Source organism: Pseudomonas sp. BNK-45 (assembly GCF_047456255.1).
In the GTDB taxonomy this organism is placed as follows: Bacteria; Pseudomonadota; Gammaproteobacteria; order Pseudomonadales; family Pseudomonadaceae; genus Aquipseudomonas.
Genome location: NZ_CP179909.1, coordinates 951,336 through 975,333 on the forward strand (window position 1 = coordinate 951,336; position 23,998 = coordinate 975,333).

Below are 23,998 nucleotides of genomic sequence, written 5' to 3' on the forward strand. Positions count from 1 at the left end.
GCCGGCGAAAGCGTCGGTCGGGAGGGTGGTGATCGCAGGGCTGGCCTGTTCGCTGGCAAGCCAGCTCCTACGAGGGGTACGGGATTGACCTGGGAGTCAATAAAACCGGGGTTTTGCGCCGGAAATACTTTGTTCGACAGATGGTCGGCGAAAGTGCGTTTAGCGCGGCTTTTTCGGTATACTGCGCGGCCTTCGGCCGGTTCGTCCGGCCATAATTCGTACAGTCAAGCCACGCATTTTCGCGTGGCTTGTTGTTTTTGACGCGCCTGCGGGCGCCCAGAGAGAAGAGGCACGACGATGAGTGCACTGGTTGGCGTGATCATGGGCTCCAAGTCCGATTGGTCCACCCTTAGCCACACCGCCGATATGCTGGAAAAGCTCGGCATCCCTTACGAGGTGAAGGTGGTGTCCGCTCACCGCACCCCGGACCTGCTGTTCCAGTACGCCGAAGAGGCTGAGGCGCGTGGCATCGAGGTGATCATCGCCGGTGCCGGCGGCGCGGCGCACTTGCCGGGCATGTGCGCGGCCAAGACCCACCTGCCGGTACTGGGCGTGCCGGTGCAGTCGTCGATGCTCTCGGGCGTGGATTCGCTGCTGTCCATCGTGCAGATGCCCGCCGGCATCCCCGTGGCCACCCTGGCCATCGGCAAGGCTGGCGCGATCAACGCGGCCCTGCTCTCGGCGAGCATCCTGGGCGCCAAGCACCCGCAGTTTCATGCGGTGCTGAAAAAATTCCGTGCTGAACAGACAGACAGCGTCCTGGACAATCCAGACCCGCGCGTCGCCTGAGGTTGTTGACGATGAAGATCGGTGTAATCGGTGGCGGCCAGTTGGGCCGCATGTTGGCCCTGGCGGGGACTCCGCTGGGAATGAACTTCGCTTTTCTCGACCCGGCGCCGGACGCCTGTGCCGCTGCCCTGGGCGAACACCTGCGGGCCGACTACGGCGACCAGGACCACCTGCGCCAGCTGGCCGATGAAGTGGACCTGGTGACCTTCGAATTCGAGAGCGTGCCGGCGGAAACCGTGGCCTTCCTTTCGCAGTTCGTGCCGGTCTACCCGAGCGCCGAAGCCTTGCGCATCGCCCGCGATCGCTGGTTCGAGAAGAGCATGTTCAAGGACCTGGGGATTCCTACCCCCGAGTTCGCCGACATCCAGTCCCAGGCGGATCTCGACGCCGCCGTGGCGCGCATCGGCCTGCCGGCCGTGCTCAAGACCCGCACCCTGGGTTACGACGGCAAGGGCCAGAAGGTCCTGCGCAGCGCCGCCGACGTTGCCGGCACCTTCGCCGAACTGGGCAGCGTGCCTTGCCTGCTGGAAGGCTTCGTGCCGTTCACCGGCGAAGTCTCGCTGATCGCCGTGCGTGCCCGTGACGGGGAAACCCGTTTCTACCCGCTGGTGCACAACACCCACGACAGCGGCATCCTGCGCCTGTCGGTGGCCAGCAGCGATCACCCGCTGCAGGCTCTGGCCGAGGACTACTCCAGCCGCGTGCTCAAGCAGCTGGATTATGTCGGCGTGATGGCTTTCGAGTTCTTCGAAGTCGACGGTGGCCTCAAGGCCAACGAGATCGCCCCGCGGGTGCACAACTCCGGGCACTGGACCACCGAAGGCGCCGAGTGCAGCCAGTTCGAAAACCACCTGCGGGCGGTGGCCGGCCTGCCCCTGGGCTCCACGGCCAAGGTCGGTGAGAGCGCGATGATCAACTTCATCGGCCAGGTGCCGCCGGTGGACCAGGTCATCGCCATCGACGACTGCCACCTGCATCACTACGGCAAGGCCTTCAAGGCCGGGCGCAAGGTCGGCCACGCCAACCTGCGTTGCGCCGATCAGGCGACCCTGCAAGCGCAGATCCTCAAGGTGCAAGCGCTGATCGCCGAGTAACAAATCCACCGGCTGGCGGGAACCTTCGTTTCCCGCCGTTCTCTGATAGCGGGAGGCCAGAGCGCTGACTAGGCTTTGGCTTGATCCCCCCTTACAGAGGAACAGCCATGGGCATTATCGGAACCATTTTCATCGGCTTGATCGTTGGTCTGCTGGCGCGTTTCCTCAAGCCGGGAGACGACAGCATGGGCTGGATCATGACCATCCTGCTGGGTATCGGCGGTTCGCTGGCGGCCACTTATGGCGGTCAGGCGCTGGGTATCTACCATGCGGGCCAGGGTGCCGGTTTCATCGGTGCGCTGGTGGGCGCGATCGTCCTGCTGGTGATCTACGGCTTTATCAAGAAAAGCTGATTCCCCCCTGCAAGCCCCCTCTGCCGCTCGGGCAGAGGGGAGCCCTTTTCTTCATCTGAAACTTCAACGCAGCCGACGGTTTGGGCACTAGAATGCCCGGGTTTTTCCGTCCTTCCTTTTTGACCGAGCCAGCCTCTCATGCGCCGTCTTCTATTGACCTTTGTTCTGCTGGGCTGCGGCCTGGCCCACGCTGGCGAACTGCCGGAAACCGACTGGCTGGAGCTGATGCCCAAGTCGGACCAGAAGGCCCTGGAGCAGATGCCGGAAATCGACCACAACTCCCCCGAAGCCAACGGCACCTTCACCGACAAGGGCGGCCTGAAGCAGAGCAAGGGCTTGCCGGCGGTGATGTATTCCACCAAGACCGTGCCGGCGATGAACGACAAGCAGATCCGCCTGGGCGGCTACCCGGTGCCGCTGGAAGCCGATGCCAAGGGCCGCAGCACGCTGTTCTTCCTGGTGCCGTACCCGGGTGCCTGCATCCACGTGCCGCCACCGCCGCCCAACCAGCTGGTGCTGGTGCGCTTTCCCAAGGGCGTGAAGCTGGACGATATCTACACGCCGCTGTGGGTGACCGGAACCCTGAAGATCGAGAAGGTCAGCAATGACCTGGCTGACGCGGCCTACGCCCTGGATGCGGCGAAGGTACGGGTGGTGCAGGAATCCGACCTGTAGCGGGACTGAGGGGATTAGCCAGGAATTTGGGGCCAGGAGGGCTGTTGTGGCGAGGGAGCTTGCTCCCGCTCGGGCGCGTAGCGGCCGCAAGACCTGAGTACGCGTTCTGCCTGACAGACCGCGGATTCAGGACTTGGGAAGGCTGCGCCTTCCAGCGGGAGCAAGCTCCCTCGCCACGCCCAGCCTGAACACAGGGCCCATCAGCGCAATCGTGGGTCAGAGCGGGGCGGCGCCGATGCTCACGCTCAGGGTGTGGCGGGCGCCGGGGGCCAGGGTGACGATGTCGTCCATCACGTTGGCGGTCTCGATGCACAGCATGCGCTGCCAGCCGTCGTCGGCCATGTCGCTGAACTGCGCGGCGCGGTCGATCCAGGGGTTCCAGATCACCGCGGTGCGCGAGCCTGCGCTGGTCAGGCGAATCCGTCGTTGCCACTCGGGGTCGACGATCTCCAACTGCGCCGGGACGTTCAGATAGATGCGATCAGTCTCGCCGCTAAAGTGCAGGGCGCCTTGCTGGACCTTGGTGGTCCAGTCTTCCAGGGTTTCGATGTAGCTCAGCCCGTCCAGGCCTTCGACCTGCACATTGCGCACATCACTGACGGCGAAATAGCTGTGCAACGCCTGGCTGATGCTCACGCTTTCAGTACCCAGGTTGTGGCTGCTGAGGCTGATGTGCAGTTGCTGGTCGAGGCGGATGCTCAGGCGCGGTTCCACTGTATGGGGCCAGCCGGGAAAACCGCCAGCGGGGCAGGGCAGGCGCAGTTCTACCAGCAGGCTGTCGCCCTGGCTTTCGATGCCCAGCAGCTCCCAGTCGGTGGCTCGCACCAGGCCGTGGGCCGGTGCCGGTTCAGCGCTCTGGCGCATGGCCTGCACACTTTGCGGGTTGCGCGCCAGGTTGCCGAACCAGGGCCAGCACACCGGAACCCCGGCGCGGATGCTCTTGCCGCTTTTGAACACGGCCTCGTCGTTGAGCCAGATCAGCGGCTGTTGCCCAGCCACCTGATAACTGAGGATGTGCGCGCCTTGCTGGGCCACCAGCAGTTCGGCGTCACCGTGGCGGATGCGCCAGCAGTTCAGTTCATCCAGTTTGACGGTTTCGACCTGGGGCGTAGGCATGCTGCTGTTCTCGTTCGCAAGGTTTGGGCGGGCATGGCGCGCATGACCGCCTCCAGGTTTAACGGGCGCGGGGTGGAACCGAGCGGGTGCGGCCGCTGCCGTCGATGGCGACGAACACGAATACCGCCTCGGTGACCTTGCGCCATTCGCTGGACAACGGGTCGTCGCTCCACACTTCGACCATCATCTGGATCGAGCTGCGGCCGATTTCCAGGGTCTGGGTATAGAAGGACAGCTGCGCGCCCACGGCCACCGGCACCAGGAACGCCATGCGGTCGATGGCCACCGTGGCCACCCGGCCACCGGCGACGCGGCTGGCCATGGCGGTGCCCGCCAGGTCCATCTGCGCCACCAGCCAGCCGCCGAAAATATCGCCAAAGCCGTTGGTTTCACGGGGCAAGGCGGTGATTTGCAGGGCCAGGTCGCCTTGCGGGATTGGATCTTCTTGTTCGAGCTCTATCATGCGAGGGGCCTCTGACCCGTGACGCTTCATGGGTACTTCAGGTGAATAGCCGTCTTCAGGAAAAACGATTCAGCCCGAACACACTGCGTTCGTCACGTTCTTTCCAAGGCGTGCTAAAGGGAAACTCTGCGAAATCGACTGGCACTGTCCAGGGACTGGGGCGCGCAGCAGCGTTTTCGCACAACAACCCTTGCCAGGAGCGGCTTTGCGCTCCGCGGTTTGCGAGTATATCGGTCGATAGACTCCGCGACGACCCACTCAGTTCGCAAATTTGTGAGTCATTTGTGCGCTGCTGTGTACGCATTCGAACAATTTGCTATCGTGCCGAACCTGCCAGGCCCCAACCAGCGCTGTTGCGGCTTCCAGAACCGACTAATAAGAGAAGCCCTTGCCATGACCACTGTGCCCGCGAGCGCCGCGCAATCTGCGCAACCCGCCCGTCCGCTGACCCGTAGTGACTACAAGACCTTGTCCCTGTCCGCCCTGGGCGGGGCGCTGGAGTTCTACGACTTCATCATCTTCGTGTTCTTCGCCACCGTGGTCGGCAAGCTGTTCTTCCCGGCGGACATGCCCGAGTGGCTGCGCCTGATGCAGACCTTCGGCATCTTCGCCGCCGGCTACCTGGCTCGTCCCCTGGGCGGGATCGTCATGGCCCACTTCGGCGACCTGCTGGGGCGCAAGAAGATGTTCACCCTGAGCATCTTCATGATGGCGGTGCCGACCCTGATCATGGGCCTCTTGCCGACCTACGCGCAGATCGGCATGTGGGCGCCGATCCTGCTGTTGCTGATGCGGGTGATCCAGGGCGCGGCCATTGGCGGCGAAGTGCCCGGGGCCTGGGTCTTCGTTTCCGAACACGTGCCGCAGCGGCACATCGGCTATGCCTGCGGCACCCTGACGTCGGGCCTGACCGCCGGGATTCTCCTGGGCTCGCTGGTGGCCACGGCGATCAACAGCATCTATACCCCGGTGGAAGTGGCGGACTACGCTTGGCGGATCCCGTTCCTGCTGGGCGGGGTGTTCGGCCTGTTCTCGGTGTACCTGCGCCGCCTGCTGCACGAAACCCCGGTGTTCGCCGAGCTGCAACAGCGCAAGGCCCTGGCCGAAGAGCTGCCGCTGCGCGCAGTGCTGCGCGATCACCGCGGCGCCATCGTGATTTCCATGCTGCTGACCTGGCTGCTGTCCGCCGGGATCATCGTGGTGATCCTGATGACCCCCACCGTGCTGCAGACGGTCTATAAATTCCCGGCCATCACCGCCCTGGAAGCCAACAGCCTGGCCATTGTGTTCCTGAGCCTGGGCTGCGTGATCTCCGGGGTTCTGGCGGATCGTTTCGGCGCTGGCAAGGTGTTCGTGTTCGGCAGTGCCTTGCTGCTGGCCACCTCCTGGACCTTCTATCACGGCTTGCTGGATAACCCGCAGTGGCTGTTCCCGATGTATGCCCTGACCGGTCTGTTTGTCGGCACCATCGGCGCGGTGCCTTATGTGATGGTCAAGGCGTTCCCAGCGGTGGTGCGTTTCAGTGGCCTGTCGTTTTCCTACAACCTGGCCTACGCGATCTTCGGCGGCCTGACGCCAATGGTGGTGACCTGGTTGCTCAAGGAAAGCCCGATGGGGCCGGCCTATTACGTTGCAATCATCTGCGGCATCGGCCTGCTGGTCGGCCTGTACCTGTGGGCCAAGGGCCGCTGATCGCCACCAGCTTGTAGCCGCTGCCGCAGGCTGCGACAGGGCCGCAGGCCCTGCTGGGCGCTGAAGAGTGTCGCGACCCTGCGGGTCGGTCGCAGCCTGCGGCAGCGGCTACAGAGTTTTTTATCGCCGTATAAAGAAAGGCCAGCTTCCGTTCAGGAGTGCTGGCCTTTCATCTAATTGTCATATTCCGGACATAGAGTGTTCACACGGCCTACAGATACTTGGCCCCGACTTAACACACCCTATCTGCTAGGAGTAAGGCATGAAACTGAAGCGTTTGATGGCGGCAATGACCTTTGTCGCCGCTGGCGTTGCGACTGCCCACGCGGTTGCCGCTGTTGACCCTGCTATCCCGAGCTACACCAAGACCACTGGTGTGTCGGGCAACCTGTCCAGCGTCGGTTCCGATACCTTGGCGAACCTGATGACCCTGTGGGCCGAGAACTACAAAAAAGAATACCCGAACGTCAACATTCAGATTCAGGCCGCCGGCTCCGCCACCGCGCCACCCGCCCTGACCGAAGGCACCTCCAACCTGGGCCCAATGAGCCGCAAGATGAAGGACACGGAACTCGCGGCCTTCGAGCAGAAGTACGGCTACAAGCCAACCGCTATCCCGGTGGCCGTGGACGCCCTGGCAGTGTTCGTGCACAAGGACAACCCGATCCAGCACCTGACCATGGAACAGGTCGATGCGATCTTCTCCTCGACTCGTCTGTGCGGCGCCAAGGAAGAAGTGAAGACCTGGGGCGACCTGGGCGTGAAGGGCGACCTGGCCAACAAGCCGGTCCAGCTGTTCGGTCGCAACTCGGTATCCGGCACCTACGGCTACTTCAAGGAAGAAGCCCTGTGCAAAGGCGACTACAAGCCTAACGTCAACGAACAACCCGGCTCGGCGTCCGTTGTGCAGTCCATCAGCTCCTCGCTGAACGGCATCGGCTACTCGGGCATCGGCTACAAGACCGCCAGCGTGAAGACCGTGGCCCTGGCCAAGAAAGGCAGCAGCGACTTCATCGAAGACACCGAAGAAAACGCCCTGAACGGCAAGTACCCGCTGTCGCGCTTCCTCTACGTCTACGTCAACAAGGCCCCGAACAAGCCTCTGGCCCCGCTGGAAGCCGAGTTCGTGAAACTGGTCCTGTCCAAACAGGGTCAGGAAGTGGTGGTCAAAGACGGCTACATCCCACTGCCTGCCAAGGTGGCCGCCAAGGCCCTGGCTGACCTGGGCCTGAAAGAAGGCGCATAAGCCGCCGCACAAGGGTCCGGCCCCCGGACCCTGTCGTATCCGTAGGAGCTGGCCGGGCGGCGTTGCGCTTGCCAGCCAAAGCGCCCGCAAGGGCGACCAGGGCTCAAGGCGCTGGTCGTCGACCGGCCAGCTCTTACAACCTCATTTTCTGTCCGCTGCCGGCGCTGCCACGCGGCGGATTTGTTGCGTCACTGCATTGTCATCTTTCTGTCATACAGGATCGCTAGGGTGTGCGCATGAATGATCTGGCCAACTCCACCATGACTACGACTTCTCCCCCCAAGCGCATTGACTTCAATACGCCTGAGCTGCAACGCAAGCGCCGTATCCGCGCGCTCAAAGACCGTCTGACCCGCTGGTACGTCCTGGTGGGCGGCCTGGCCGTGCTGGGTGCGATCACCCTGATCTTCTTCTTCCTCGCCTATGTCGTCGCGCCGCTGTTCCAGGGTGCCGAGCTGACCGCCAAGGACCCGCTGACCCCCGCCTGGATGCAGGACGCCGGCAAGCCGCTGATGTTCTCCCTGGAAGAGCAGAACCAGGTGGCCATGCGCGTCTCCGACAAGGGCCAGGCGCTGTTCTTCGACATCGACAGCGGCGCCGAGCTGCGCAAGGTCGACCTGCCGATCCCGGCGGGCGCCAGCGTCACCTCCATCGGCAAGGACCAGCCCGGCAATCCGCTGGTGGTGGTCGGTCTGTCCAACGGCCAGGCCCTGGTGTTCCGCCACACCTACAAGGTCAGCTACCCGGACGGCAAGAAGACCATCTCGCCAGCCATCGAGTACCCCTACGGCGAAACCCCGATCACCCTGAACGAGCAGGGCGGTGCCCTGGAGCACGTCAATCTCAATGCCAGCGATTCGTCGCTGATCGTCGCCGGTTCCACCGGGGCGCAGTTGCATGTGCTGAAGCTGACCCGCGAAGAAAACATGATGACCGGCGAAGTCACCAGCGAGCAGAGCCGCATCGAGCTGCCGCAGATGACCGAGCCGGTCAAGGCGATGTACATCGATCCGCGCCAGCAATGGCTGTATGTGATCAATGGCCGGGCCCTGGCCGACGTGTTCAGCCTGCGGGACAAGAGCCTTAACGGTCGCTACAAACTGCTGGACGACGCCAATGCCGAAGTCACCGCCAGCACCCAGCTGGTGGGTGGCATCTCGCTGATCATCGGCACCTCCAAGGGCGGCCTGGCCCAGTGGTTCATGGCCCGCGATGCGGATGGCGAGCTGCGCCTGAAGCAGATCCGCACCTTCCAGATGGGCACCACGCCCATCGTTGAGATCACCGCCGAAGAGCGTCGCAAGGGCTTCGTCGCCCTGGACGCCGCTGGCAAGCTCGGGGTGTTCCACAGCACCGCCCATCGCACTCTGCTGGTGGACCAGGTGGTGGACGGACAGGGCCTGTTCGGTCTGTCGCCACGGGCCAACCGGGTGATCGTCGAGGCCGGCGGCAAGCTGCAACCGCTGCTGCTGGACAACCCGCACCCGGAAGTGTCCTGGAGCGCGCTGTGGAGCAAGGTCTGGTACGAGAACTACGACGAGCCTAAATACGTCTGGCAATCCACCGCGGCCAACACCGATTTCGAACCCAAGCTGAGCCTGTCGCCGCTGACCTTCGGCACCCTGAAGGCGGCGTTCTACGCCATGCTGCTGGCGGCGCCATTGGCGGTGGCGGCGGCGATCTACACCGCCTACTTCATGGCCCCGGGCATGCGCCGCAAGGTCAAGCCGGTGATCGAGCTGATGGAAGCGATGCCGACGGTGATCCTCGGCTTCTTCGCCGGCCTGTTCCTCGCGCCTTATGTCGAGGGCCACTTGCCGGGCATCTTCAGCCTGCTGCTCCTGCTGCCGATCGGCATCCTGGTGGCCGGTTTCGCCTGGAGCCGCCTGCCCGAGTCGCTGCGCCTGAAAGTGCCGGACGGCTGGGAGAGCGCGATCCTGATCCCGGTGATCATCCTGGTGGGCTTCCTCTCGCTGTACATGAGCCCGTTCATGGAGAACTGGTTCTTCGGCGGCGACATGCGCATGTGGATCTCCCATGACTTAGGCATCACCTACGACCAGCGCAACGCCCTGGTGGTCGGCCTGGCCATGGGCTTTGCGGTGATCCCGAACATCTACTCGATCGCCGAAGACGCCGTGTTCAGCGTGCCCCGCGGCCTGACCCTGGGCTCCCTGGCCCTGGGCGCCACGCCGTGGCAGACCATGACGCGGGTGGTGATTCTCACCGCCAGCCCGGGGATTTTCTCGGCGCTGATGATCGGCATGGGCCGCGCCGTGGGCGAGACCATGATCGTGCTGATGGCCACCGGCAACACCCCGGTCATGGAAATGAACCTGTTCGAAGGCCTGCGCACCCTGGCCGCCAACGTCGCGGTGGAAATGCCCGAATCGGAAGTCGGCGGCAGCCACTACCGCGTGCTGTTCCTCTCGGCGCTGGTGCTGCTGCTGTTCACCTTCGTCATGAACACCCTCGCCGAGCTGATTCGTCAGCGTCTGCGCAAGAAATACTCGTCGCTTTAAGAAAGGTAGAAGTCTGTGAAACAGAACTCCCTAAAAGACTGGTTCAAGAGCGGCGCCCCGGGCGTCTGGATCAGCGGTGGCGCGGTGTCCATCGCGGTCATCATGACCATCGGCCTGCTGGCGGTGATTGCCGTGCGCGGCCTCGGCCACTTCTGGCCGGCGGACCTGGTGCATGCCAGCTATGACGTGCCGGGCCAGGCCAACCACCTGGTCATCGGTGAAGTGGTGCAGAAGGAAGAAGTGCCCCGGGCACGCCTGAAGAGCGCCGGCCTGCCGGTGCCCGACCAGGGCCCGGAGTTCATGACCCGGGAGCTGATCAAGGTCGGCAACCGTGACCTGAACGGCAACGACTTCACCTGGATCGTCGGCGAGTGGCTGACCAACCAGAGCTACCCGAAAGAGCTGATGGCCATCGAGCGCCGTGAGTGGGGCAACTTCTACGGCTACCTGGTCAACGTCAAGGAAAGCGGCAAGGTGATCGCCGAAGGCGAGGCCGCCTGGCCCGAGCTGCAAGCGCGGATCAACCGGGTGAACCAGCTGGCGGCCCAGCTCAAGACCCTGGAAAAATCCGACATCGGCGCGATCAACGCCGGTCTGGAACGCATCCGCCTGCACGGTCGCAAGCTGGAACTGGACGGCAAGATGAACGCCGCCGCCCAGGCCGACATGGACGCCGAGCGCGCCGAACTCAATGCCCGTTACCAGGAGATCGAGGCGCGCCTGAGCGACCTGCACGCCCAGTTCAACCGTGACAGCCTGACCGCTCGCGATGCCAACGGTAAGGAAATCGAGATCGGCCTGGGCAAGGTGGTGCACGCCTACCAGCCGAACGCCATGGGCACCTTCACCAAGATCGGCTTCTACTTCAGCAAGGTCTGGGAATTCCTCAGCGACGACCCCCGTGAAGCCAACACCGAAGGCGGGATCTTCCCGGCGATCTTCGGCACCGTGATGATGACCCTGATCATGGCCATGATCGTCACCCCGTTCGGCGTGCTGGCGGCGGTCTACCTGCGCGAATACGCCAAGCAGAACACCCTGACCCGGGTGATCCGCATCGCCGTGAACAACCTGGCGGGGGTTCCGGCCATCGTCTACGGGGTGTTCGGCCTGGGCTTCTTCGTCTACGTGCTGGGCGGTTCCGTGGACCGGCTGTTCTTCCCCGAGGCCCTGCCGGCGCCGACCTTCGGCACCCCGGGCCTGCTCTGGGCGTCCCTGACCCTGGCGCTGCTGGCGGTGCCGGTGGTGATCGTGGCCACCGAGGAAGGCCTGGCGCGAATTCCCCGCACCGTGCGCGAAGGGTCCCTGGCCCTGGGTGCGACCAAGGCCGAGACGCTGTGGAAGATCGTCCTGCCGATGGCCAGCCCGGCGATGATGACCGGGATGATCCTCGCGGTGGCCCGCGCCGCCGGTGAAGTGGCGCCGCTGATGCTGGTGGGCGTGGTGAAACTGGCACCGTCGCTGCCGCTGGACGGCAACTACCCGTACCTGCACCTGGACCAGAAGATCATGCACCTGGGCTTCCACATCTACGACGTCGGCTTCCAGAGCCCCAACGTCGAGGCCGCGCGGCCTTTGGTCTACGCCACCGCGCTGCTGCTGGTGCTGGTGATCGCCACCCTGAACCTGTCGGCCGTGTGGATCCGTAACCACCTGCGCGAGAAATACAAGGCGCTGGACAGCTAACACTCAAGCTTTAAGCCATAAGCGGCAAGCTCCAGGCGGAGCGCCGCTTTGCCCTAACTTGCGGCTTGCAGCTAAAAGCTTGCAGCTACGAACGGAGTGAGACCATGCAACACGAAACCCATTCCCATGGCATCAACATGTCCGCCCTGGGCCGCGACAAGCAGAGCCTGAGCCTGGAACAGGAAACCGTGGCCATCGAAGTGCCCGGCCTGAGCCTGTTCTACGGCGAGAAACAAGCGCTGTTCGACGTCAGCATGAACATCCCCAAGCAGCGCGTGACCGCCTTCATCGGCCCATCCGGCTGCGGCAAGTCGACCCTGCTGCGGACCTTCAACCGCATGAACGACCTGGTGGACGGCTGCCGCGTGGAGGGAGCGATCAACCTCTACGGCAACAACATCTACCGCAAGGGCGAAGACGTGGCCGAGCTGCGTCGCCGGGTCGGCATGGTGTTCCAGAAGCCCAACCCGTTCCCCAAGACCATCTATGAAAACGTGGTCTACGGCTTGCGCATCCAGGGCATCAACAAGAAGCGCGTGCTCGACGAGGCCGTGGAATGGGCGCTCAAGGGCGCGGCGTTGTGGGACGAGGTCAAGGACCGCCTGCATGATTCGGCCCTGGGCCTGTCCGGCGGCCAGCAGCAGCGTCTGGTGATTGCCCGCACCATCGCCGTGGAGCCGGAAGTGCTGCTGCTGGACGAACCCTGCTCGGCCCTGGACCCGATCTCGACCCTGAAGGTCGAAGAGCTGATCTACGAGCTCAAGTCCAAGTTCACCATCGTCATCGTGACCCACAACATGCAGCAGGCGGCGCGGGTTTCCGACTACACCGCGTTCATGTACATGGGCAAACTGGTGGAGTTCGGTGACACCGACACGCTGTTCACCAACCCGGCGAAGAAGCAGACCGAAGACTACATCACCGGGCGTTACGGCTAGAAAGCAGCTGCAAGCCGCAAGCTTCAAGCGGCAAGTGAGAGCGGTTCAGGGTAACGACATAGATAGCTTGCAGCTTGTAGCTTGCAGCTCACAGCTTTTGCGGAGCAAACCATGATTTCGAAGGAAGGGTTAACCCATCACATCTCCCAACAGTTCAATGCCGAGCTGGAAGAGGTGCGCAGCCACCTGCTGGCCATGGGCGGGCTGGTGGAGAAGCAAGTCAACGACGCGGTCACCGCGCTGATCGAGGCTGACTCCGGCCTGGCCCAGCAGGTGCGCGAGATCGACGACCAGATCAACCAGATGGAGCGCAACATCGACGAGGAATGCCTGCGTATCCTCGCCCGTCGCCAGCCGGCGGCCTCCGACCTGCGCTTGATCATCAGCATCTCCAAGTCGGTGATCGACCTGGAGCGCATCGGCGACGAAGCCACCAAGATCGCCCGTCGGGCCATCCAGCTGTGCGAAGAGGGCGAGGCCCCGCGCGGCTACGTGGAAGTGCGGCATATCGGCGACCAGGTGCGCAACATGGTGCGCGACGCCCTCGACGCGTTTGCCCGCTTCGATGCCGACCTGGCACTTTCCGTGGCCCAGTACGACAAGATCATCGACCGCGAATACAAGACCGCGTTGCGCGAGCTGGCCACCTACATGATGGAAGACCCGCGCTCTATCTCGCGGGTCCTGAGCATTATCTGGGTGCTGCGCTCGCTGGAGCGGATCGGCGATCACGCGCGCAACATTTCCGAGCTGGTGATTTACCTGGTGCGCGGCACCGATGTACGCCATCTGGGACTCAAGCGCATGAAGGAAGAAGTTGAAGGCACAAGTGGCGAATCCGCTAATGTTCCGGATCAAGCTGACGATAAGTAAGAGTGCCCGAGAAGAGCGCCCGGCCCTTTGGCCGGGCGTTTTTGTTTGGGCCCCTCACATTTGAAAAAAAGCAGCACCCGCGAACGAAAAGTCCCGGCGTGACTGAAGAGTTTTGGCAAAGTGCCATCAGCCAGCGTTATGCTTGCCGGGATTTTTAAAGGGGTGGTCGATGAGTAAGGTAAGTGTGTTGGTGGTGGACGACGCTTCGTTCATTCGTGACCTGGTGAAGAAGTGCCTGCGCAACTACTTCCCTGGCATCAAGATCGAAGACGCGATCAACGGCAAGAAGGCCCAGGCGATGCTCGCCCGCGAAGCCTTCGACCTGGTCCTGTGCGACTGGGAGATGCCGGAAATGTCCGGCCTTGAGCTGCTGACCTGGTGCCGTGGGCAAGAGGCGCTCAAAGCCATGCCCTTCGTCATGGTCACCAGCCGTGGCGACAAGGAAAACGTGGTGCAGGCGATCCAGGCCGGGGTGTCCGGTTATGTGAGCAAGCCTTTCACCAACGAACAGCTGCTGACCAAGGTCAAGCAGGCGCTGAACAAGGTCGGCAAGCTCGACACCTTGATGAACAGCGCTCCGACCAAGATGAACTCGGCTTTCGGCAATGACTCCCTGAGCGCCCTGACCGGTGGCAAGCCGGCGGTGGTGGGGGCGGCTTCGGCTCCGGTCAATCCGTTCGCCAAACCGGCGGCTGCGGCCCCTGCACCGGCCCCTGCAGCCGCAGCGCCGGCGCGCGGCTTGCTCAACAGCCCTCCGGTCAAGGCTCCGGCGCCCGCGACAGCGGCCAGTGGCGGTCGTGGCCAGGGCCAGTTGCGCCTGTCCAGCGGCAATCAGCAGTGCGTGATCAAGGCCCTGAGCATCAAGGAAGCGTTGCTGGTGGTGAAGCGTACCGACAGCCTGCCCCAGGTGCTGGAAAGCGCGGTGCTGGACCTGGAGCAGGGCGACAACGCCGAAGTGGCACGGCTCAATGGCTACCTGCATGCGGTGGTGGCGTTGGAGCCCAAGCCGGACAGCGAGTGGCTGCAACTGACCTTCCGTTTCGTCGACCAGGACGCGCAGAAGCTCGACTACATCTCGCGCCTGATCGCCCGCGGTACCGCGCAGAAGCATTTCGTTCCCGGCGCCTGATCCTCCCAGTCCGCTTCGTAGGAGCTGGCTTGCCAGCGAAAGCGTCCACAAGAGCAACACAAGGCTTGCGGGTCTCTTCGCCGGCAAGCCGGCTCCTACGAGGATCAAAGCTGCGGAAATCTGCGGAAAACACTTTTCCCGTTGCGGATTTTTGCCTTGCGCTGAGACGGCCTGCTGCACCATCCCGCTATCGAGCGAACCACTCGCAACCTAGGCCGTAACCCTCAGGCCGCAAGGCCTTCGCCGTCCCCCTCGATACGTTCTGCCGTACGTCCGATTGATTTTTTTGCCCTTGATTTATATCTGTTTGGATATAGATTGCTCATAGCGCTCCGTGTCTTTAAGCGCTTGCGGCCATGCCTTGAAACAACCCGGCGCGGTCGCTCCTGGCCATGTTGATTAGCCTTGTTCCTGGTCATTCACAGGAGAGGTTCGATGCCCAGGCACAAGGATGTGGTGTTTGTCGGGAGCGCGCTGCGGGATCTCCGGGCGTTCCCCGAAGATGCCCGCCGGGCCGCCGGTTACCAGCTGGATCTGCTGCAGCAGGGGGAACAGCCCTACGATTGCAGGTCGGTGAAAACCATCGGTCCGGGCGTTTTCGAAATCAGGATCCATGAGGATTCAGGGGCGTTTCGGGTGTTCTATGTGGTCAGGCGGCCCGCAGCCATCTATGTGCTGCACGCGGTGCGCAAGACCACCCGCAAGACCGAAGCGCGGGATATCGAGCTGGCTCGTGCCAGATATCAAGAAGCAGGTTCACGCCATGACTGACCAACCGATCAACCAGCGCTTTGCCAGCGTCTGGGACGCCCTTGAAGCCACGCCCCAGGAGGCCGCCAACATGCGCCTGCGGGCCAAGCTGATGCTTGAACTGGGCAAGACCGTGCAAGCCTGGGGGGTATCGCAGAAGGAGGCGGCCAAGCGCCTCAACATCTCCCAGCCACGCCTCAATGACGTGCTCAGCGGCAAGATCAACAAGTTCTCCCTTGATGCCCTGGTCAACCTGTCGGAGGCCGCGCAACTGAGGGTGGATATCCATTTCGACGCGTCGGGCCCGCACCCTCTGGCCCCGGCCTGATTCACACAAGCTCCATATCCGGCTGTTAGCGTGCCTGCATAACCTGCCAAGAGGCTGCCCAATGCTTGTGCGCCTGCTGCTGTTGTGCGGACTGTCCCTGCTGGCCACCTCGCTGGCGGCGATGACCGTCTACAAATCCGTCGACGCCGATGGCGTGGTGTCCTACAGCGATCGGCCTGCGCCGGGAGCCCAGGCGTTCGTGTTTCACGACCGCATGGAAGAGCACCTGGATATCCACAAGCACAAGGGTGTGGAGGCGCTGTATGTGCGCAATGACCTGTACGCCCCGGTGCAGATCGAGCTGGGTTTTACCGGGCTGAACAATGTCAGTGGCGCGCCCGGGCAGCCGATTCGCCAGGTGCTGCCGGCCCGCAGCAGGCAGCGTCTGGCGCTGCTCACGGCGACTCGTGCCGACCAGCCCTTGAGCTATGTCCCCAGGTTCCGTTATTCCCTGGGCGACCCGGCAGGCGCCGCCCAGGCCTATCGCTACCCGCTGCCCTGGCGCGGCGGGCCGTTTCGCCTGACCCAGGGGGCCAATGGCCAATACAGCCATTTCGGGCCCAGGAGCCGATACGCAATGGACATCGCCATGCCGGTGGGCACGCCGATCATTGCTGCGCGTGGCGGGGTGGTGGTCAAGACCGAGAACGCCCAGAACGGGCGGGGCGACAACCCGGCGGGCAACTTCGTCCGGGTGCTGCACGACGACGGCACCATGGGCGTGTACCTGCACCTCAAGCAAGGTTCGGTGAGTGTGCGGGAAGGGCAGCGGGTGGCGGTGGGCAGCCCGCTGGGGTTGTCGGGCAACACCGGCAACAGCAGCGGGCCGCACCTGCATTTCGTGGTGCAGCGCAATACCGGGCTGGGGCTGGTGTCGATTCCCTATCAATTCAACCAGCCGCTGGGGGATCTGCCGAATTTTACCCTGGGCAAGAAATGACCCGCTGCTGTAGGCGCCGGCGTGCCGGCGAACGGGCCGAGGGGCCCGTCAATCCAGCATCAGCACCTTGGCCAGGATGATCTTCGGCCCTTTCATCTTCTTGATGATGATGCGCAGGCCTTCGACTTCCAGCACTTCTTCCTCTTCCGGCACCCGTTTCAGGGTTTCGTACACCAGGCCGGCGAGGGTTTCGGCTTCGATATGGTCCAGATCGATGCCCAGCAGGCGCTCGACCTTGAACAGCGGGGTGTCACCGCGCACCAGCAGCTTGCCCGGCTGATAGGCGAGGATGCCGCGCTCGGTCTTGCGGTGTTCGTCCTGGATGTCGCCCACCAGCACTTCCAGCACGTCTTCCATGGTCAGGTAGCCGATCACCTTGCCGTCGGCTTCTTCCACCAGGGCGAAGTGCGAACCGCCCTTGCGGAACTGCTCCAGCAGTTGCGACAGCGGCATGTGCCGCGACACGCGCTCCAGCGGGCGGGTCAGCTCGGCCAGGTTGAACGACTCGGGAATGTGGTCCAGGGCCGCCAGTTCCAGCAGCAGGTCCTTGATGTGCAGCAGGCCGACGAACTCGTTGCGCTCGCTGTCGTAGACCGGGTAGCGGCTGAACTTGTGGCGGCGGAACAGGGCGAGGATTTCCTTGAGCGGCGCGTTGAATTCGACGCTGATCAGGTCTTCCCGGGAGTTGGCCCAGTCCACCACTTCCAGTTCGCCCATTTCCACGGCCGAGGCCAGCACGCGCATGCCCTGGTCGCTGGGGTCCTGGCCGCGGCTGGAGTGCAGGATCAGCTTGAGTTCTTCACGGCTGTAGTGGTGCTCGTGGTGCGGGCCGGGCTCGCCCTGGCCGGCGATGCGCAGAATGGTGTTGGCGCTGGCGTTGAGCAGGTAGATGGCCGGGTACATCAGCCAGTAGAACAGGTACAGCGGCACCGCGGTCCACAGCGACAGCAGCTCGGGCTTGCGGATCGCCCAGGACTTGGGCGCCAGCTCGCCGACCACGATGTGCAGGTAGGAAATGATGAAGAACGCGGTAAAGAACGACACGCCGCGGATCACTTCCGGGGAGTTGACCCCCACCGCGCCCAGCAGTGGCTCCAGCAGGTGGGCGAAGGCCGGCTCGCCGACCCAGCCCAGGCCTAGGGAGGCCAGGGTGATACCCAGCTGGCAGGCCGAAAGGTAGGCATCGAGCTGGCTGTGCACGGTGCGCAGGATCTGCCCGCGCCAGCCGTTCTTGTGGGCGATGGCTTCGACCCGGGTCGAGCGCAGCTTGACCATGGCGAACTCTGCGGCAACGAAAAAACCGTTGAGCAGGACCAGGATCAGAGCAAAAAGAATCATGCCGAAGTCGGCGAACAGAGACGCGAGGGTAAAACCAGGGGAAGGGTCCATGATGGAGTTTTGCGGGTTCCGTGTATTCGAAAAAGAAGGAAAGGCGGTGCCTGAAGGGCAGGCACAAGCTACGCAATGTAGCGGCTGACAGGGCGATTGCCTAGGGGCACGCCACGGTCAGCGCTGTTCGGTCAGGCTGGGGGTCGCGGTTTTTTTCACCTGGGCCGGGGCGAAATGGCAGGTAAAGGTGCTGCCGTGGCCCAGCACGCTGCTGATTTCCAGGCGCGCGCGGTGGCGCAGCAGCACGTGCTTGACGATGGCCAGGCCCAGGCCGGTGCCGCCGGTGTTGGAGTTGCGGCTCGAGTCCACCCGGTAGAAGCGTTCAGTAAGGCGCGGCAGGTGCTTGTTGTCGATGCCGATCCCCGAATCCTGCACGCTCAGGTGCGCGCCCTGGTCGTCACCCCACCAGCGAATGCGGATATTGCCTTCGGCCGGGGTGTATTTCACCGCGTTGAACACCAGGTTGGAGAAGGCGCTGCGCAGTTCCGCTTCGCTGCCCTTGAGTTGCACCGAGCCATCGGCCTCCAGGCTGATGCGCTGGTTGCGCTCCCCGGACAGCGCCTGGGCATCGCTCTTGATCGATTGCAGCAGCGCGTCGATGGGCACCGGCTGGTTGTCCGACGGGTAGTCGGTGGCTTCCAGCTTGGCCAGCAACAGCAGGTCGTTGAGCAGGGTCTGCATGCGTCCGCCTTGCTGCTGCATCTGCTGCAGGGCGCGGCTCCAGCGCGGGTTCACTTCGTCGACGTTGTCCAGCAGGGTTTCCAGGTAGCCGCAGATCACCGTCAGCGGGGTGCGCAGCTCGTGGGACACGTTGGCGATGAAATCCTTGCGCATCTGTTCCAGCTGGTGGATGCGGGTCACATCGCGCACCAGCATCAGGTGCTCATTGTTGCCGTAGCGGGTGATGTACAGCTGGATGCGCACCCGGTCGTTGGCCGGAGAAGGGATTTCCAGCGGTTCGGCGTAGTTGTCCTGCTCGAAGTACTCCTTGAAGCGCGGGTGGCGCACCAGGTTGGTCACCGGCTGGCCGCTGTCCTGGGGTGTCTTGAGCCCCAGCAGGGTTTCGGCGGCGCGGTTCCACCATTCCAGGTTGCCGTCGCTGTCGAGCATGATCACCGCGTCTTTCAGCGCCGCAGTGGACTCCTGGACCCGGTCGATCACCGCCTGCAGGCGCCCGCGTACCCGCTGATCGCGGCGTTGCAGGTGATAGATGCTGTCGAAGACTTCGCCCCACAGGCCATAGCCATCGGGCGGCGCTTCATCGGGTTGATGCAGGCGCAGCCATTCGTGCAGGCGCAGCAGCTGCTTGAGGGTCCAGGCCAGGTAGAGCCCCAAGCCGGCGGCCAGGCTCCAACCGTAGTAGCCGCTGATCAGGCCCACCAGCAGGCAGCCGGTGATCAACAGCAACAGGTGGCGAATCAGGGTGCCATGCCAGTTTTGATTCACGTTGAAAAGCAGCTCCATGCTGTAAGCCGCAAGCTGCAAGTTCAGAGGCGGTCGGTCATCAACCTGCCGCTTGTGGCTTATAGCTTGCCGCTGTTGTTAGGCCTTGGTGGAAAAACGATAGCCGGTGCCGCGCACGGTTTGTACCAGATTCTCGTAGGCGTCACCCAGGGCTTTGCGTAGCCGGCGGATGTGCACGTCCACGGTGCGTTCCTCGACGTACACATTGCCGCCCCAGACCTGATCCAGCAGTTGGCCGCGGGTGTAGGCGCGTTCCTGATGGGTCATGAAGAACTGCAGCAGGCGGTATTCGGTGGGGCCCATTTCCGCCGGCTTGCCGTCGATGGTCACCCGGTGGCTGATGGGGTCCAGCAGCAGGCCGCCGACTTCGATCGGTGCTTCGCCGTCGGTGGGGCCGGCGCGGCGCAGCACGGCCTTGAGGCGCGCCACCAGCTCGCGGGGGGAGAACGGCTTGGTGATGTAGTCGTCGGCGCCGACTTCCAGGCCCTGGATCTTGTTGTCCTCTTCGCCCTTGGCGGTGAGCATGATGATCGGGATGTCACCGGTCAGTTCGTCGCGCTTGAGGCGTCGCGCCAGCTCGATGCCGGAGGTGCCGGGGAGCATCCAGTCCAGCAGGATCAGGTCCGGCTTGCGGTCGACGATGATGGCATGGGCCTGCTGGGAGTTCTCTGCCTCCATGCAGTCATAGCCGGCCATTTCCAACGCGACGGCGATCATTTCGCGAATCGGCGCTTCGTCGTCAACGATCAGAATGCTTCTGCCAACCATGCTGGAACCTCTTGTCATTTAACTGTCTTGCGCCGCATTAGATAACGGAATTATTGCAGTCGTGTGACAGTATTTCAGGTGGCGCAGCGCGGTGCTTGTTCGTCGACTAAGCTTTGAGTCCGATTCCTGACAACCACAAAAGAAGGTTTCCATGACTCTGTTCAAGCAATCGTTGAAAGTCCTGCTGGTGGGCGCTGTCCTGGCCCTGCCGACATTCGCCCTGGCCGCCGACCCGGCGATGAGCAAGGACGGCGTGCTGGTCAATCTCCAGGGCATGACCCTCTACACCTTTGCCAAGGACACCGGTGGCAAGTCCATGTGCAACGACAAATGCGCCGCCAACTGGCCGCCGCTGATGGCCGAAGGCAGCGACAAGGCCATGGGCAAGTGGACGGTGATCAAGCGTGACGACGGCAAGATGCAATGGGCCTATGACGGCAAGCCGCTGTACAGCTTCGTGATGGACAAGAAGGCCGGCGACATGACCGGTGACGGCAAGATGGACGGCGCCTGGAAGGTCGCCAAGTCCGACTGACCTCGGGCCGTTCGCAGCCTGCGGCAGCGGCTACACCGATCTCTGTAGCCGCTGCTGAGCCATGGCGAAGCTGCGAAAAGGCCCGCAGGGCCTTGCCTGACGCGCTAGCGCAACGCGTAATCCAGCACCACGCCGATAAAGATCGCCATGCCCGCCCAGTGGTTGTGCAGGAAGGCCTTGAAGCACTTCATCCGGTCGCGATCCCGGGTGTACCAGAACTCCCAGGCAAAACACCCCGCCGCCACCAGCAGCCCCAGGTGGAACCAGCCCCCCAGGTTAAAGCGCGCCCCGGCCAGCAGCAGGCAGCCCAGTGACAGGCCCTGCAGGGTGAGAATGATCACCCGGTCGGCGTCGCCGAACAGGATCGCCGTGGACTTGACCCCGATCTTCAGGTCGTCGTCGCGGTCGGTCATGGCGTAGTAGGTGTCATAGCCCACGGTCCACAGCAGATTGGCGATGTACAGCAGCCAGGCAGTGGCCGGCAGTTCGCCGTTCTGCGCGGTGAAGGTCATCAGGATGCCCCAGGAGTACGCGGCCCCCAGCACCACTTGCGGGTAATAGGTGTAGCGCTTCATGAAGGGGTAGCAGGCGGCCAGGGCCAGGGCGCCGAACGACAGCCAGACCGTGGTGGCGTTGGTGCACAGCACCAGCAGGAAGGCGGCGCCCATCAGTATCGCGAACAGCGCCAGGGCTTCCTTGGCGCTGACCTTGCCGGTGGCCAGGGGCCGCTGGTCGGTGCGCTTGACCTGGCCGTCGACCTTGCGGTCGGCGAAATCGTTGATGGCGCAGCCGCCGGCGCGGGTCAGGACCACGCCGAAGGTGAAGATCAGCACATGGCTCAGGGACGGCTTGCCCTCGGCGGCGATCCACAGGGCCACCAGGGTCGGCCACAGCAGCAGATAGATGCCGATGGGCTTGTCCATGCGCGCCAGTTGCAGGAAGTCCCAGGCCCGCGGGTGCAGGCGATTGAGGGATTTGAGCAGGCTCAGGTACATCAGCAGGCCTCCGGTTGGGCTTGGATGGCGCGCCACAGGCTGGGCAGGAAGACTTCGGCCACCAGCAGGCTCAAGGGGCCGCGATCGAAGCGCGAGCGACGGCCCCAGAGTCCGTCGCTGGCCACCGCGTCGGGCAGCCAGGCCTGTGGATAGCGGCAGACCTCGATGGGACGGCGGGCAAAGGCCTGGTCGCAGAACAGCAGTTCACCCAGGGAGCGGCTGCCCAGCTCATCGATGTTCAGGCCGCCGTCTTCCAGGGCACTGCGGGCGGCGACGCTGCGGGCGAAGACCCAGGCTTCACCGTGGCCCCGCAGGTACACCTCGCGGACCCAGCCGATGCTGTGTTCGGGCAGGTCCAGGGCGACGCATTCGTCGTGGCGCAGGGTTTGCCATTCTTCCACCAGCGGCGTGACGCTGAAGCCGTTTTGCGAAAGGCGGGTCAGGCGCCGGGTCAGCGACCCTTCATCGAACAGCCAGTTGGCCACGGCTGCGCCGGGGAAGGGGGACAGACGGCTTTGCGCCAGCCAGGTGGGGGCCGGAGCGGGGGGCATTGAGTGCGGCACAGTGGGTCAGTATTGGCAGCAAATGAGGCGGCGAGCTTAGCATGACGATCGGCGATTTTGATTGATCCAGGACGTCCGGCGACACGAACCTGCTTGCATCTGCCGGTAGTGATCAGTAAAAAACCCCAGTGCCGAACGCTGATCAGCGTGGCCTTTAGAGTCGATTCATCGACCGAGCCTGAACTCCCGAGGAAATGCAGCAATGAAAAAGTGGCAATGTGTGGTCTGCGGCCTGATCTATAACGAAGCGGAAGGCTGGCCGGACGACGGTATTTTGCCGGGGACCCGTTGGGAAGACGTGCCCGAAGACTGGCTCTGCCCGGACTGCGGCGTGGGCAAGATGGATTTCGAAATGATCGAGATCGCTTGATCGACTTTTGTGGCTTGAACGACCAATGACAAGGAGCAGGGAATGAGCGCACCGGTGGTGATCGTGGGGACAGGCCTGGCGGGTTACAACCTGGCCCGGGAATTTCGCAAGCTCGACGGCCAGACGCCGTTGCTGCTGATCACTGCCGATGATGGCCGTTCCTATTCCAAGCCGATGCTTTCCACCGGCTTCGGCAAGAACAAGGATGCCGACGGCCTGAGCATGGCCGAGCCCGGCGCCATGGCCGAGCAGCTCAAGGCCGAGGTGCGCACCCACACCCGCATCAGCGGCATCGACCCGGGCCACAAGCGCCTGTGGATCGGTGAAGAGGCGGTGACCTATCGCGACCTGATCCTGGCCTGGGGCGCGGAGACCGTGCGCGTACCGGTGCAGGGCGACGCATCCGAGCTGATTTTTCCCATCAATGACCTGGAAGACTACGCACGCTTTCGCAACGCCGCCGCCGGCAAGCGCCGGGTGCTGTTGCTGGGGGCCGGGCTGATTGGCTGCGAGTTCGCCAACGACCTGATCCTCGGCGGCTACAGCGTGGACCTGGTGGCCCCGTGCGAACAGGTGATGCCGACCCTGCTGCACCCGGCCGCCGCCGCGGCGGTCCAGGCCGGGCTGGAAAGCCTCGGCGCGCGCTTCCACCTGGGGCCGGTGCTCAACCGCCTGCAACGCAGCGGTGATGGCCTGGAGGCCCATCTGTCCGATGGCCAGGTGATCGCCTGCGACCTGGTGGTCTCGGCCATTGGCCTGCGCCCGCGCATCGATCTGGCCGCGGCGGCCGGGCTGGTGGTCAATCGCGGCGTGGTGGTGGACCGCGAGCTGAAAACCTCCCACGCCAACATCTACGCCCTGGGCGATTGCGCCGAGGTCGATGGCCTCAACCTGCTGTACGTGATGCCGCTGATGAGCTGTGCCCGGGCGCTGGCGCAGACCCTTGCCGGCACGCCGACGGCAGTCAGCTATGGACCGATGCCGATCACCGTGAAGACCCCGGTCTGTCCACTGGTGGTGTCGCCGCCACCGCGGGGCGCCGAAGGCGTCTGGAGCGTCGAAGGGCAGGGCGCCGACATCAAGGTCCTGTGCCGTGACGCCAGCGGCCGGTTGCTGGGCTACGCCCTGACCGGGGCGGCGGTGATGGAAAAACTGGCCCTGAACAAGGAACTCCCGGCCCTGCTGGCTTAAATACCGGTCGTTCTGTCGGAATAACCGGGATTTTGCCCCTACAAAGGTCGCGCCAAGACTGGCGCCACCTTCAAGCGCGTGCCATCCTCACACCCGTCTGCCGCAGCGTAGAGCCTGCGGCGCCTTGGG

General features: G+C 63.6%; 24 protein-coding genes. 17 read left to right on the forward strand and 7 right to left on the reverse strand.

From position 1 onward, the window contains the following. Positions 1 to 297 precede the first annotated feature (297 nt). The 4 genes from purE to ACMGG8_RS04345 all read left to right on the forward strand — a co-directional run bounded on the left by purE (position 298) and on the right by ACMGG8_RS04345 (position 2,911). Positions 298 to 789 carry a 5-(carboxyamino)imidazole ribonucleotide mutase gene (gene purE, locus ACMGG8_RS04330; protein ID WP_016967060.1) on the forward strand — a complete coding sequence of 164 codons (492 nt, stop codon included), beginning with the start codon at positions 298 to 300 and terminating at the stop codon, positions 787 to 789. An 11-nt stretch (positions 790 to 800) separates the two neighbouring features. Further along, positions 801 to 1,883 (forward strand): 5-(carboxyamino)imidazole ribonucleotide synthase, encoded by a 1,083-nt coding sequence (locus ACMGG8_RS04335; RefSeq protein ID WP_060841770.1) that lies wholly within the window; start codon positions 801 to 803, stop codon positions 1,881 to 1,883. A gap of 107 nt (positions 1,884 to 1,990) precedes the next feature. Next, complete coding sequence (locus ACMGG8_RS04340; RefSeq protein ID WP_060841769.1) at positions 1,991 to 2,236, forward strand: GlsB/YeaQ/YmgE family stress response membrane protein; 246 nt, start codon at positions 1,991 to 1,993, stop codon at positions 2,234 to 2,236. A 138-nt stretch (positions 2,237 to 2,374) separates the two neighbouring features. Continuing rightward, on the forward strand, positions 2,375 to 2,911 hold the full coding sequence (locus ACMGG8_RS04345; RefSeq protein WP_060841768.1) for a DUF3299 domain-containing protein: 537 nt from the start codon (positions 2,375 to 2,377) through the stop codon (positions 2,909 to 2,911). 216 nt (positions 2,912 to 3,127) lie between these two features. On the opposite strand, the gene ACMGG8_RS04350 is transcribed toward ACMGG8_RS04345, so the two are convergent. Beyond that, complete coding sequence (locus ACMGG8_RS04350; protein ID WP_060841767.1) at positions 3,128 to 4,027, reverse strand: D-hexose-6-phosphate mutarotase; 900 nt, start codon at positions 4,025 to 4,027, stop codon at positions 3,128 to 3,130. A 58-nt stretch (positions 4,028 to 4,085) separates the two neighbouring features. Next, positions 4,086 to 4,490, reverse strand: coding sequence for an acyl-CoA thioesterase (locus ACMGG8_RS04355; protein WP_003229628.1), 405 nt, complete (start codon positions 4,488 to 4,490; stop codon positions 4,086 to 4,088). 393 nt (positions 4,491 to 4,883) lie between these two features. Between ACMGG8_RS04355 and ACMGG8_RS04360 the strand changes: the two genes are divergently transcribed. The 10 genes from ACMGG8_RS04360 (at position 4,884) to ACMGG8_RS04405 (ending at position 16,594) form a co-directional block, all read left to right on the forward strand. After that, positions 4,884 to 6,182 (forward strand): MFS transporter, encoded by a 1,299-nt coding sequence (locus ACMGG8_RS04360; protein WP_129405873.1) that lies wholly within the window; start codon positions 4,884 to 4,886, stop codon positions 6,180 to 6,182. Between the two features lie 262 nt (positions 6,183 to 6,444). Continuing rightward, complete coding sequence (locus ACMGG8_RS04365) at positions 6,445 to 7,428, forward strand: phosphate ABC transporter substrate-binding protein PstS (RefSeq protein ID WP_016964962.1); 984 nt, start codon at positions 6,445 to 6,447, stop codon at positions 7,426 to 7,428. Positions 7,429 to 7,916: 488 nt separating this feature from the next. Beyond that, entirely contained in the window at positions 7,917 to 9,950 is a 2,034-nt protein-coding gene (locus ACMGG8_RS04370; RefSeq protein ID WP_173655967.1) for an ABC transporter permease subunit, read from the forward strand. A gap of 15 nt (positions 9,951 to 9,965) precedes the next feature. Next, positions 9,966 to 11,636 (forward strand): phosphate ABC transporter permease PstA, encoded by a 1,671-nt coding sequence (pstA, locus tag ACMGG8_RS04375; RefSeq protein ID WP_060841764.1) that lies wholly within the window; start codon positions 9,966 to 9,968, stop codon positions 11,634 to 11,636. Between the two features lie 104 nt (positions 11,637 to 11,740). Further along, positions 11,741 to 12,574, forward strand: coding sequence for a phosphate ABC transporter ATP-binding protein PstB (pstB, locus tag ACMGG8_RS04380; RefSeq protein WP_060841763.1), 834 nt, complete (start codon positions 11,741 to 11,743; stop codon positions 12,572 to 12,574). 111 nt (positions 12,575 to 12,685) lie between these two features. Beyond that, a complete protein-coding gene (gene phoU / locus ACMGG8_RS04385) occupies positions 12,686 to 13,447 on the forward strand; it encodes a phosphate signaling complex protein PhoU (protein ID WP_016964958.1) in 762 nt (253 codons plus the stop codon). Between the two features lie 169 nt (positions 13,448 to 13,616). After that, a complete protein-coding gene (locus ACMGG8_RS04390) occupies positions 13,617 to 14,576 on the forward strand; it encodes a response regulator (protein WP_060841762.1) in 960 nt (319 codons plus the stop codon). 435 nt (positions 14,577 to 15,011) lie between these two features. Then, entirely contained in the window at positions 15,012 to 15,347 is a 336-nt protein-coding gene (locus tag ACMGG8_RS04395) for a type II toxin-antitoxin system RelE/ParE family toxin (RefSeq protein WP_235759404.1), read from the forward strand. Then, positions 15,340 to 15,654, forward strand: coding sequence for a helix-turn-helix domain-containing protein (locus ACMGG8_RS04400; RefSeq protein WP_414159230.1), 315 nt, complete (start codon positions 15,340 to 15,342; stop codon positions 15,652 to 15,654). Before ACMGG8_RS04395 ends, ACMGG8_RS04400 begins: the two co-directional genes overlap by 8 nt. 61 nt (positions 15,655 to 15,715) lie before the next feature. After that, positions 15,716 to 16,594 carry a peptidoglycan DD-metalloendopeptidase family protein gene (locus ACMGG8_RS04405; protein ID WP_414159231.1) on the forward strand — a complete coding sequence of 293 codons (879 nt, stop codon included), beginning with the start codon at positions 15,716 to 15,718 and terminating at the stop codon, positions 16,592 to 16,594. 48 nt (positions 16,595 to 16,642) lie between these two features. On the opposite strand, the gene ACMGG8_RS04410 is transcribed toward ACMGG8_RS04405, so the two are convergent. The 3 genes from ACMGG8_RS04410 to phoB all read right to left on the reverse strand — a co-directional run bounded on the left by ACMGG8_RS04410 (position 16,643) and on the right by phoB (position 20,215). Beyond that, positions 16,643 to 17,983 (reverse strand): hemolysin family protein, encoded by a 1,341-nt coding sequence (locus ACMGG8_RS04410; protein WP_016964953.1) that lies wholly within the window; start codon positions 17,981 to 17,983, stop codon positions 16,643 to 16,645. 117 nt (positions 17,984 to 18,100) lie between these two features. Continuing rightward, positions 18,101 to 19,429, reverse strand: a complete 1,329-nt coding sequence (gene phoR, locus ACMGG8_RS04415) for a phosphate regulon sensor histidine kinase PhoR (protein WP_414159232.1) — start codon at positions 19,427 to 19,429, stop codon at positions 18,101 to 18,103. Between the two features lie 96 nt (positions 19,430 to 19,525). Further along, complete coding sequence (phoB, locus tag ACMGG8_RS04420) at positions 19,526 to 20,215, reverse strand: phosphate regulon transcriptional regulator PhoB (RefSeq protein ID WP_003177195.1); 690 nt, start codon at positions 20,213 to 20,215, stop codon at positions 19,526 to 19,528. A 151-nt stretch (positions 20,216 to 20,366) separates the two neighbouring features. Here phoB and ACMGG8_RS04425 point away from each other — a divergent pair, with 151 nt between their 5' ends. After that, positions 20,367 to 20,750 (forward strand): hypothetical protein, encoded by a 384-nt coding sequence (locus ACMGG8_RS04425; protein ID WP_060841758.1) that lies wholly within the window; start codon positions 20,367 to 20,369, stop codon positions 20,748 to 20,750. Positions 20,751 to 20,854: 104 nt separating this feature from the next. Here ACMGG8_RS04425 and ubiA read toward each other — a convergent pair whose 3' ends face one another. Continuing rightward, a complete protein-coding gene (ubiA, locus tag ACMGG8_RS04430; protein ID WP_060841757.1) occupies positions 20,855 to 21,745 on the reverse strand; it encodes a 4-hydroxybenzoate octaprenyltransferase in 891 nt (296 codons plus the stop codon). Continuing rightward, a complete protein-coding gene (locus ACMGG8_RS04435; protein WP_129405880.1) occupies positions 21,745 to 22,308 on the reverse strand; it encodes a chorismate--pyruvate lyase family protein in 564 nt (187 codons plus the stop codon). Before ACMGG8_RS04435 ends, ubiA begins: the two co-directional genes overlap by 1 nt. A gap of 202 nt (positions 22,309 to 22,510) precedes the next feature. On the opposite strand from ACMGG8_RS04435, the gene ACMGG8_RS04440 reads away from it, so the two are divergent. After that, complete coding sequence (locus tag ACMGG8_RS04440; protein WP_025130776.1) at positions 22,511 to 22,678, forward strand: rubredoxin; 168 nt, start codon at positions 22,511 to 22,513, stop codon at positions 22,676 to 22,678. A 42-nt stretch (positions 22,679 to 22,720) separates the two neighbouring features. Further along, positions 22,721 to 23,869, forward strand: a complete 1,149-nt coding sequence (locus tag ACMGG8_RS04445; RefSeq protein ID WP_060841755.1) for an NAD(P)/FAD-dependent oxidoreductase — start codon at positions 22,721 to 22,723, stop codon at positions 23,867 to 23,869. Positions 23,870 to 23,998: the final 129 nt, after the last annotated feature.

Bases quoted from the DNA above. Each gene is read 5' to 3' on its own strand.
- ACMGG8_RS04445 (WP_060841755.1), top strand. From the start codon at position 22,721: ATGAGCGCACCGGTGGTGATCGTGGGGACAGGCCTGGCGGGTTACAAC.
- purE (WP_016967060.1), top strand. From the start codon at position 298: ATGAGTGCACTGGTTGGCGTGATCATGGGCTCCAAGTCCGATTGGTCC.
- ACMGG8_RS04335 (WP_060841770.1), top strand. From the start codon at position 801: ATGAAGATCGGTGTAATCGGTGGCGGCCAGTTGGGCCGCATGTTGGCC.
- phoB (WP_003177195.1), bottom strand. From the start codon at position 20,215: ATGGTTGGCAGAAGCATTCTGATCGTTGACGACGAAGCGCCGATTCGC.
- ACMGG8_RS04355 (WP_003229628.1), bottom strand. From the start codon at position 4,490: ATGATAGAGCTCGAACAAGAAGATCCAATCCCGCAAGGCGACCTGGCC.
- ACMGG8_RS04395 (WP_235759404.1), top strand. From the start codon at position 15,012: ATGCCCAGGCACAAGGATGTGGTGTTTGTCGGGAGCGCGCTGCGGGAT.
- ACMGG8_RS04340 (WP_060841769.1), top strand. From the start codon at position 1,991: ATGGGCATTATCGGAACCATTTTCATCGGCTTGATCGTTGGTCTGCTG.
- ubiA (WP_060841757.1), bottom strand. From the start codon at position 21,745: ATGTACCTGAGCCTGCTCAAATCCCTCAATCGCCTGCACCCGCGGGCC.
- ACMGG8_RS04425 (WP_060841758.1), top strand. From the start codon at position 20,367: ATGACTCTGTTCAAGCAATCGTTGAAAGTCCTGCTGGTGGGCGCTGTC.
- ACMGG8_RS04350 (WP_060841767.1), bottom strand. From the start codon at position 4,027: ATGCCTACGCCCCAGGTCGAAACCGTCAAACTGGATGAACTGAACTGC.
- ACMGG8_RS04370 (WP_173655967.1), top strand. From the start codon at position 7,917: ATGCAGGACGCCGGCAAGCCGCTGATGTTCTCCCTGGAAGAGCAGAAC.
- ACMGG8_RS04390 (WP_060841762.1), top strand. From the start codon at position 13,617: ATGAGTAAGGTAAGTGTGTTGGTGGTGGACGACGCTTCGTTCATTCGT.
- pstB (WP_060841763.1), top strand. From the start codon at position 11,741: ATGCAACACGAAACCCATTCCCATGGCATCAACATGTCCGCCCTGGGC.
- ACMGG8_RS04360 (WP_129405873.1), top strand. From the start codon at position 4,884: ATGACCACTGTGCCCGCGAGCGCCGCGCAATCTGCGCAACCCGCCCGT.
- ACMGG8_RS04345 (WP_060841768.1), top strand. From the start codon at position 2,375: ATGCGCCGTCTTCTATTGACCTTTGTTCTGCTGGGCTGCGGCCTGGCC.
- ACMGG8_RS04405 (WP_414159231.1), top strand. From the start codon at position 15,716: ATGCTTGTGCGCCTGCTGCTGTTGTGCGGACTGTCCCTGCTGGCCACC.
- ACMGG8_RS04400 (WP_414159230.1), top strand. From the start codon at position 15,340: ATGACTGACCAACCGATCAACCAGCGCTTTGCCAGCGTCTGGGACGCC.
- ACMGG8_RS04410 (WP_016964953.1), bottom strand. From the start codon at position 17,983: ATGGACCCTTCCCCTGGTTTTACCCTCGCGTCTCTGTTCGCCGACTTC.
- phoU (WP_016964958.1), top strand. From the start codon at position 12,686: ATGATTTCGAAGGAAGGGTTAACCCATCACATCTCCCAACAGTTCAAT.
- ACMGG8_RS04365 (WP_016964962.1), top strand. From the start codon at position 6,445: ATGAAACTGAAGCGTTTGATGGCGGCAATGACCTTTGTCGCCGCTGGC.
- ACMGG8_RS04440 (WP_025130776.1), top strand. From the start codon at position 22,511: ATGAAAAAGTGGCAATGTGTGGTCTGCGGCCTGATCTATAACGAAGCG.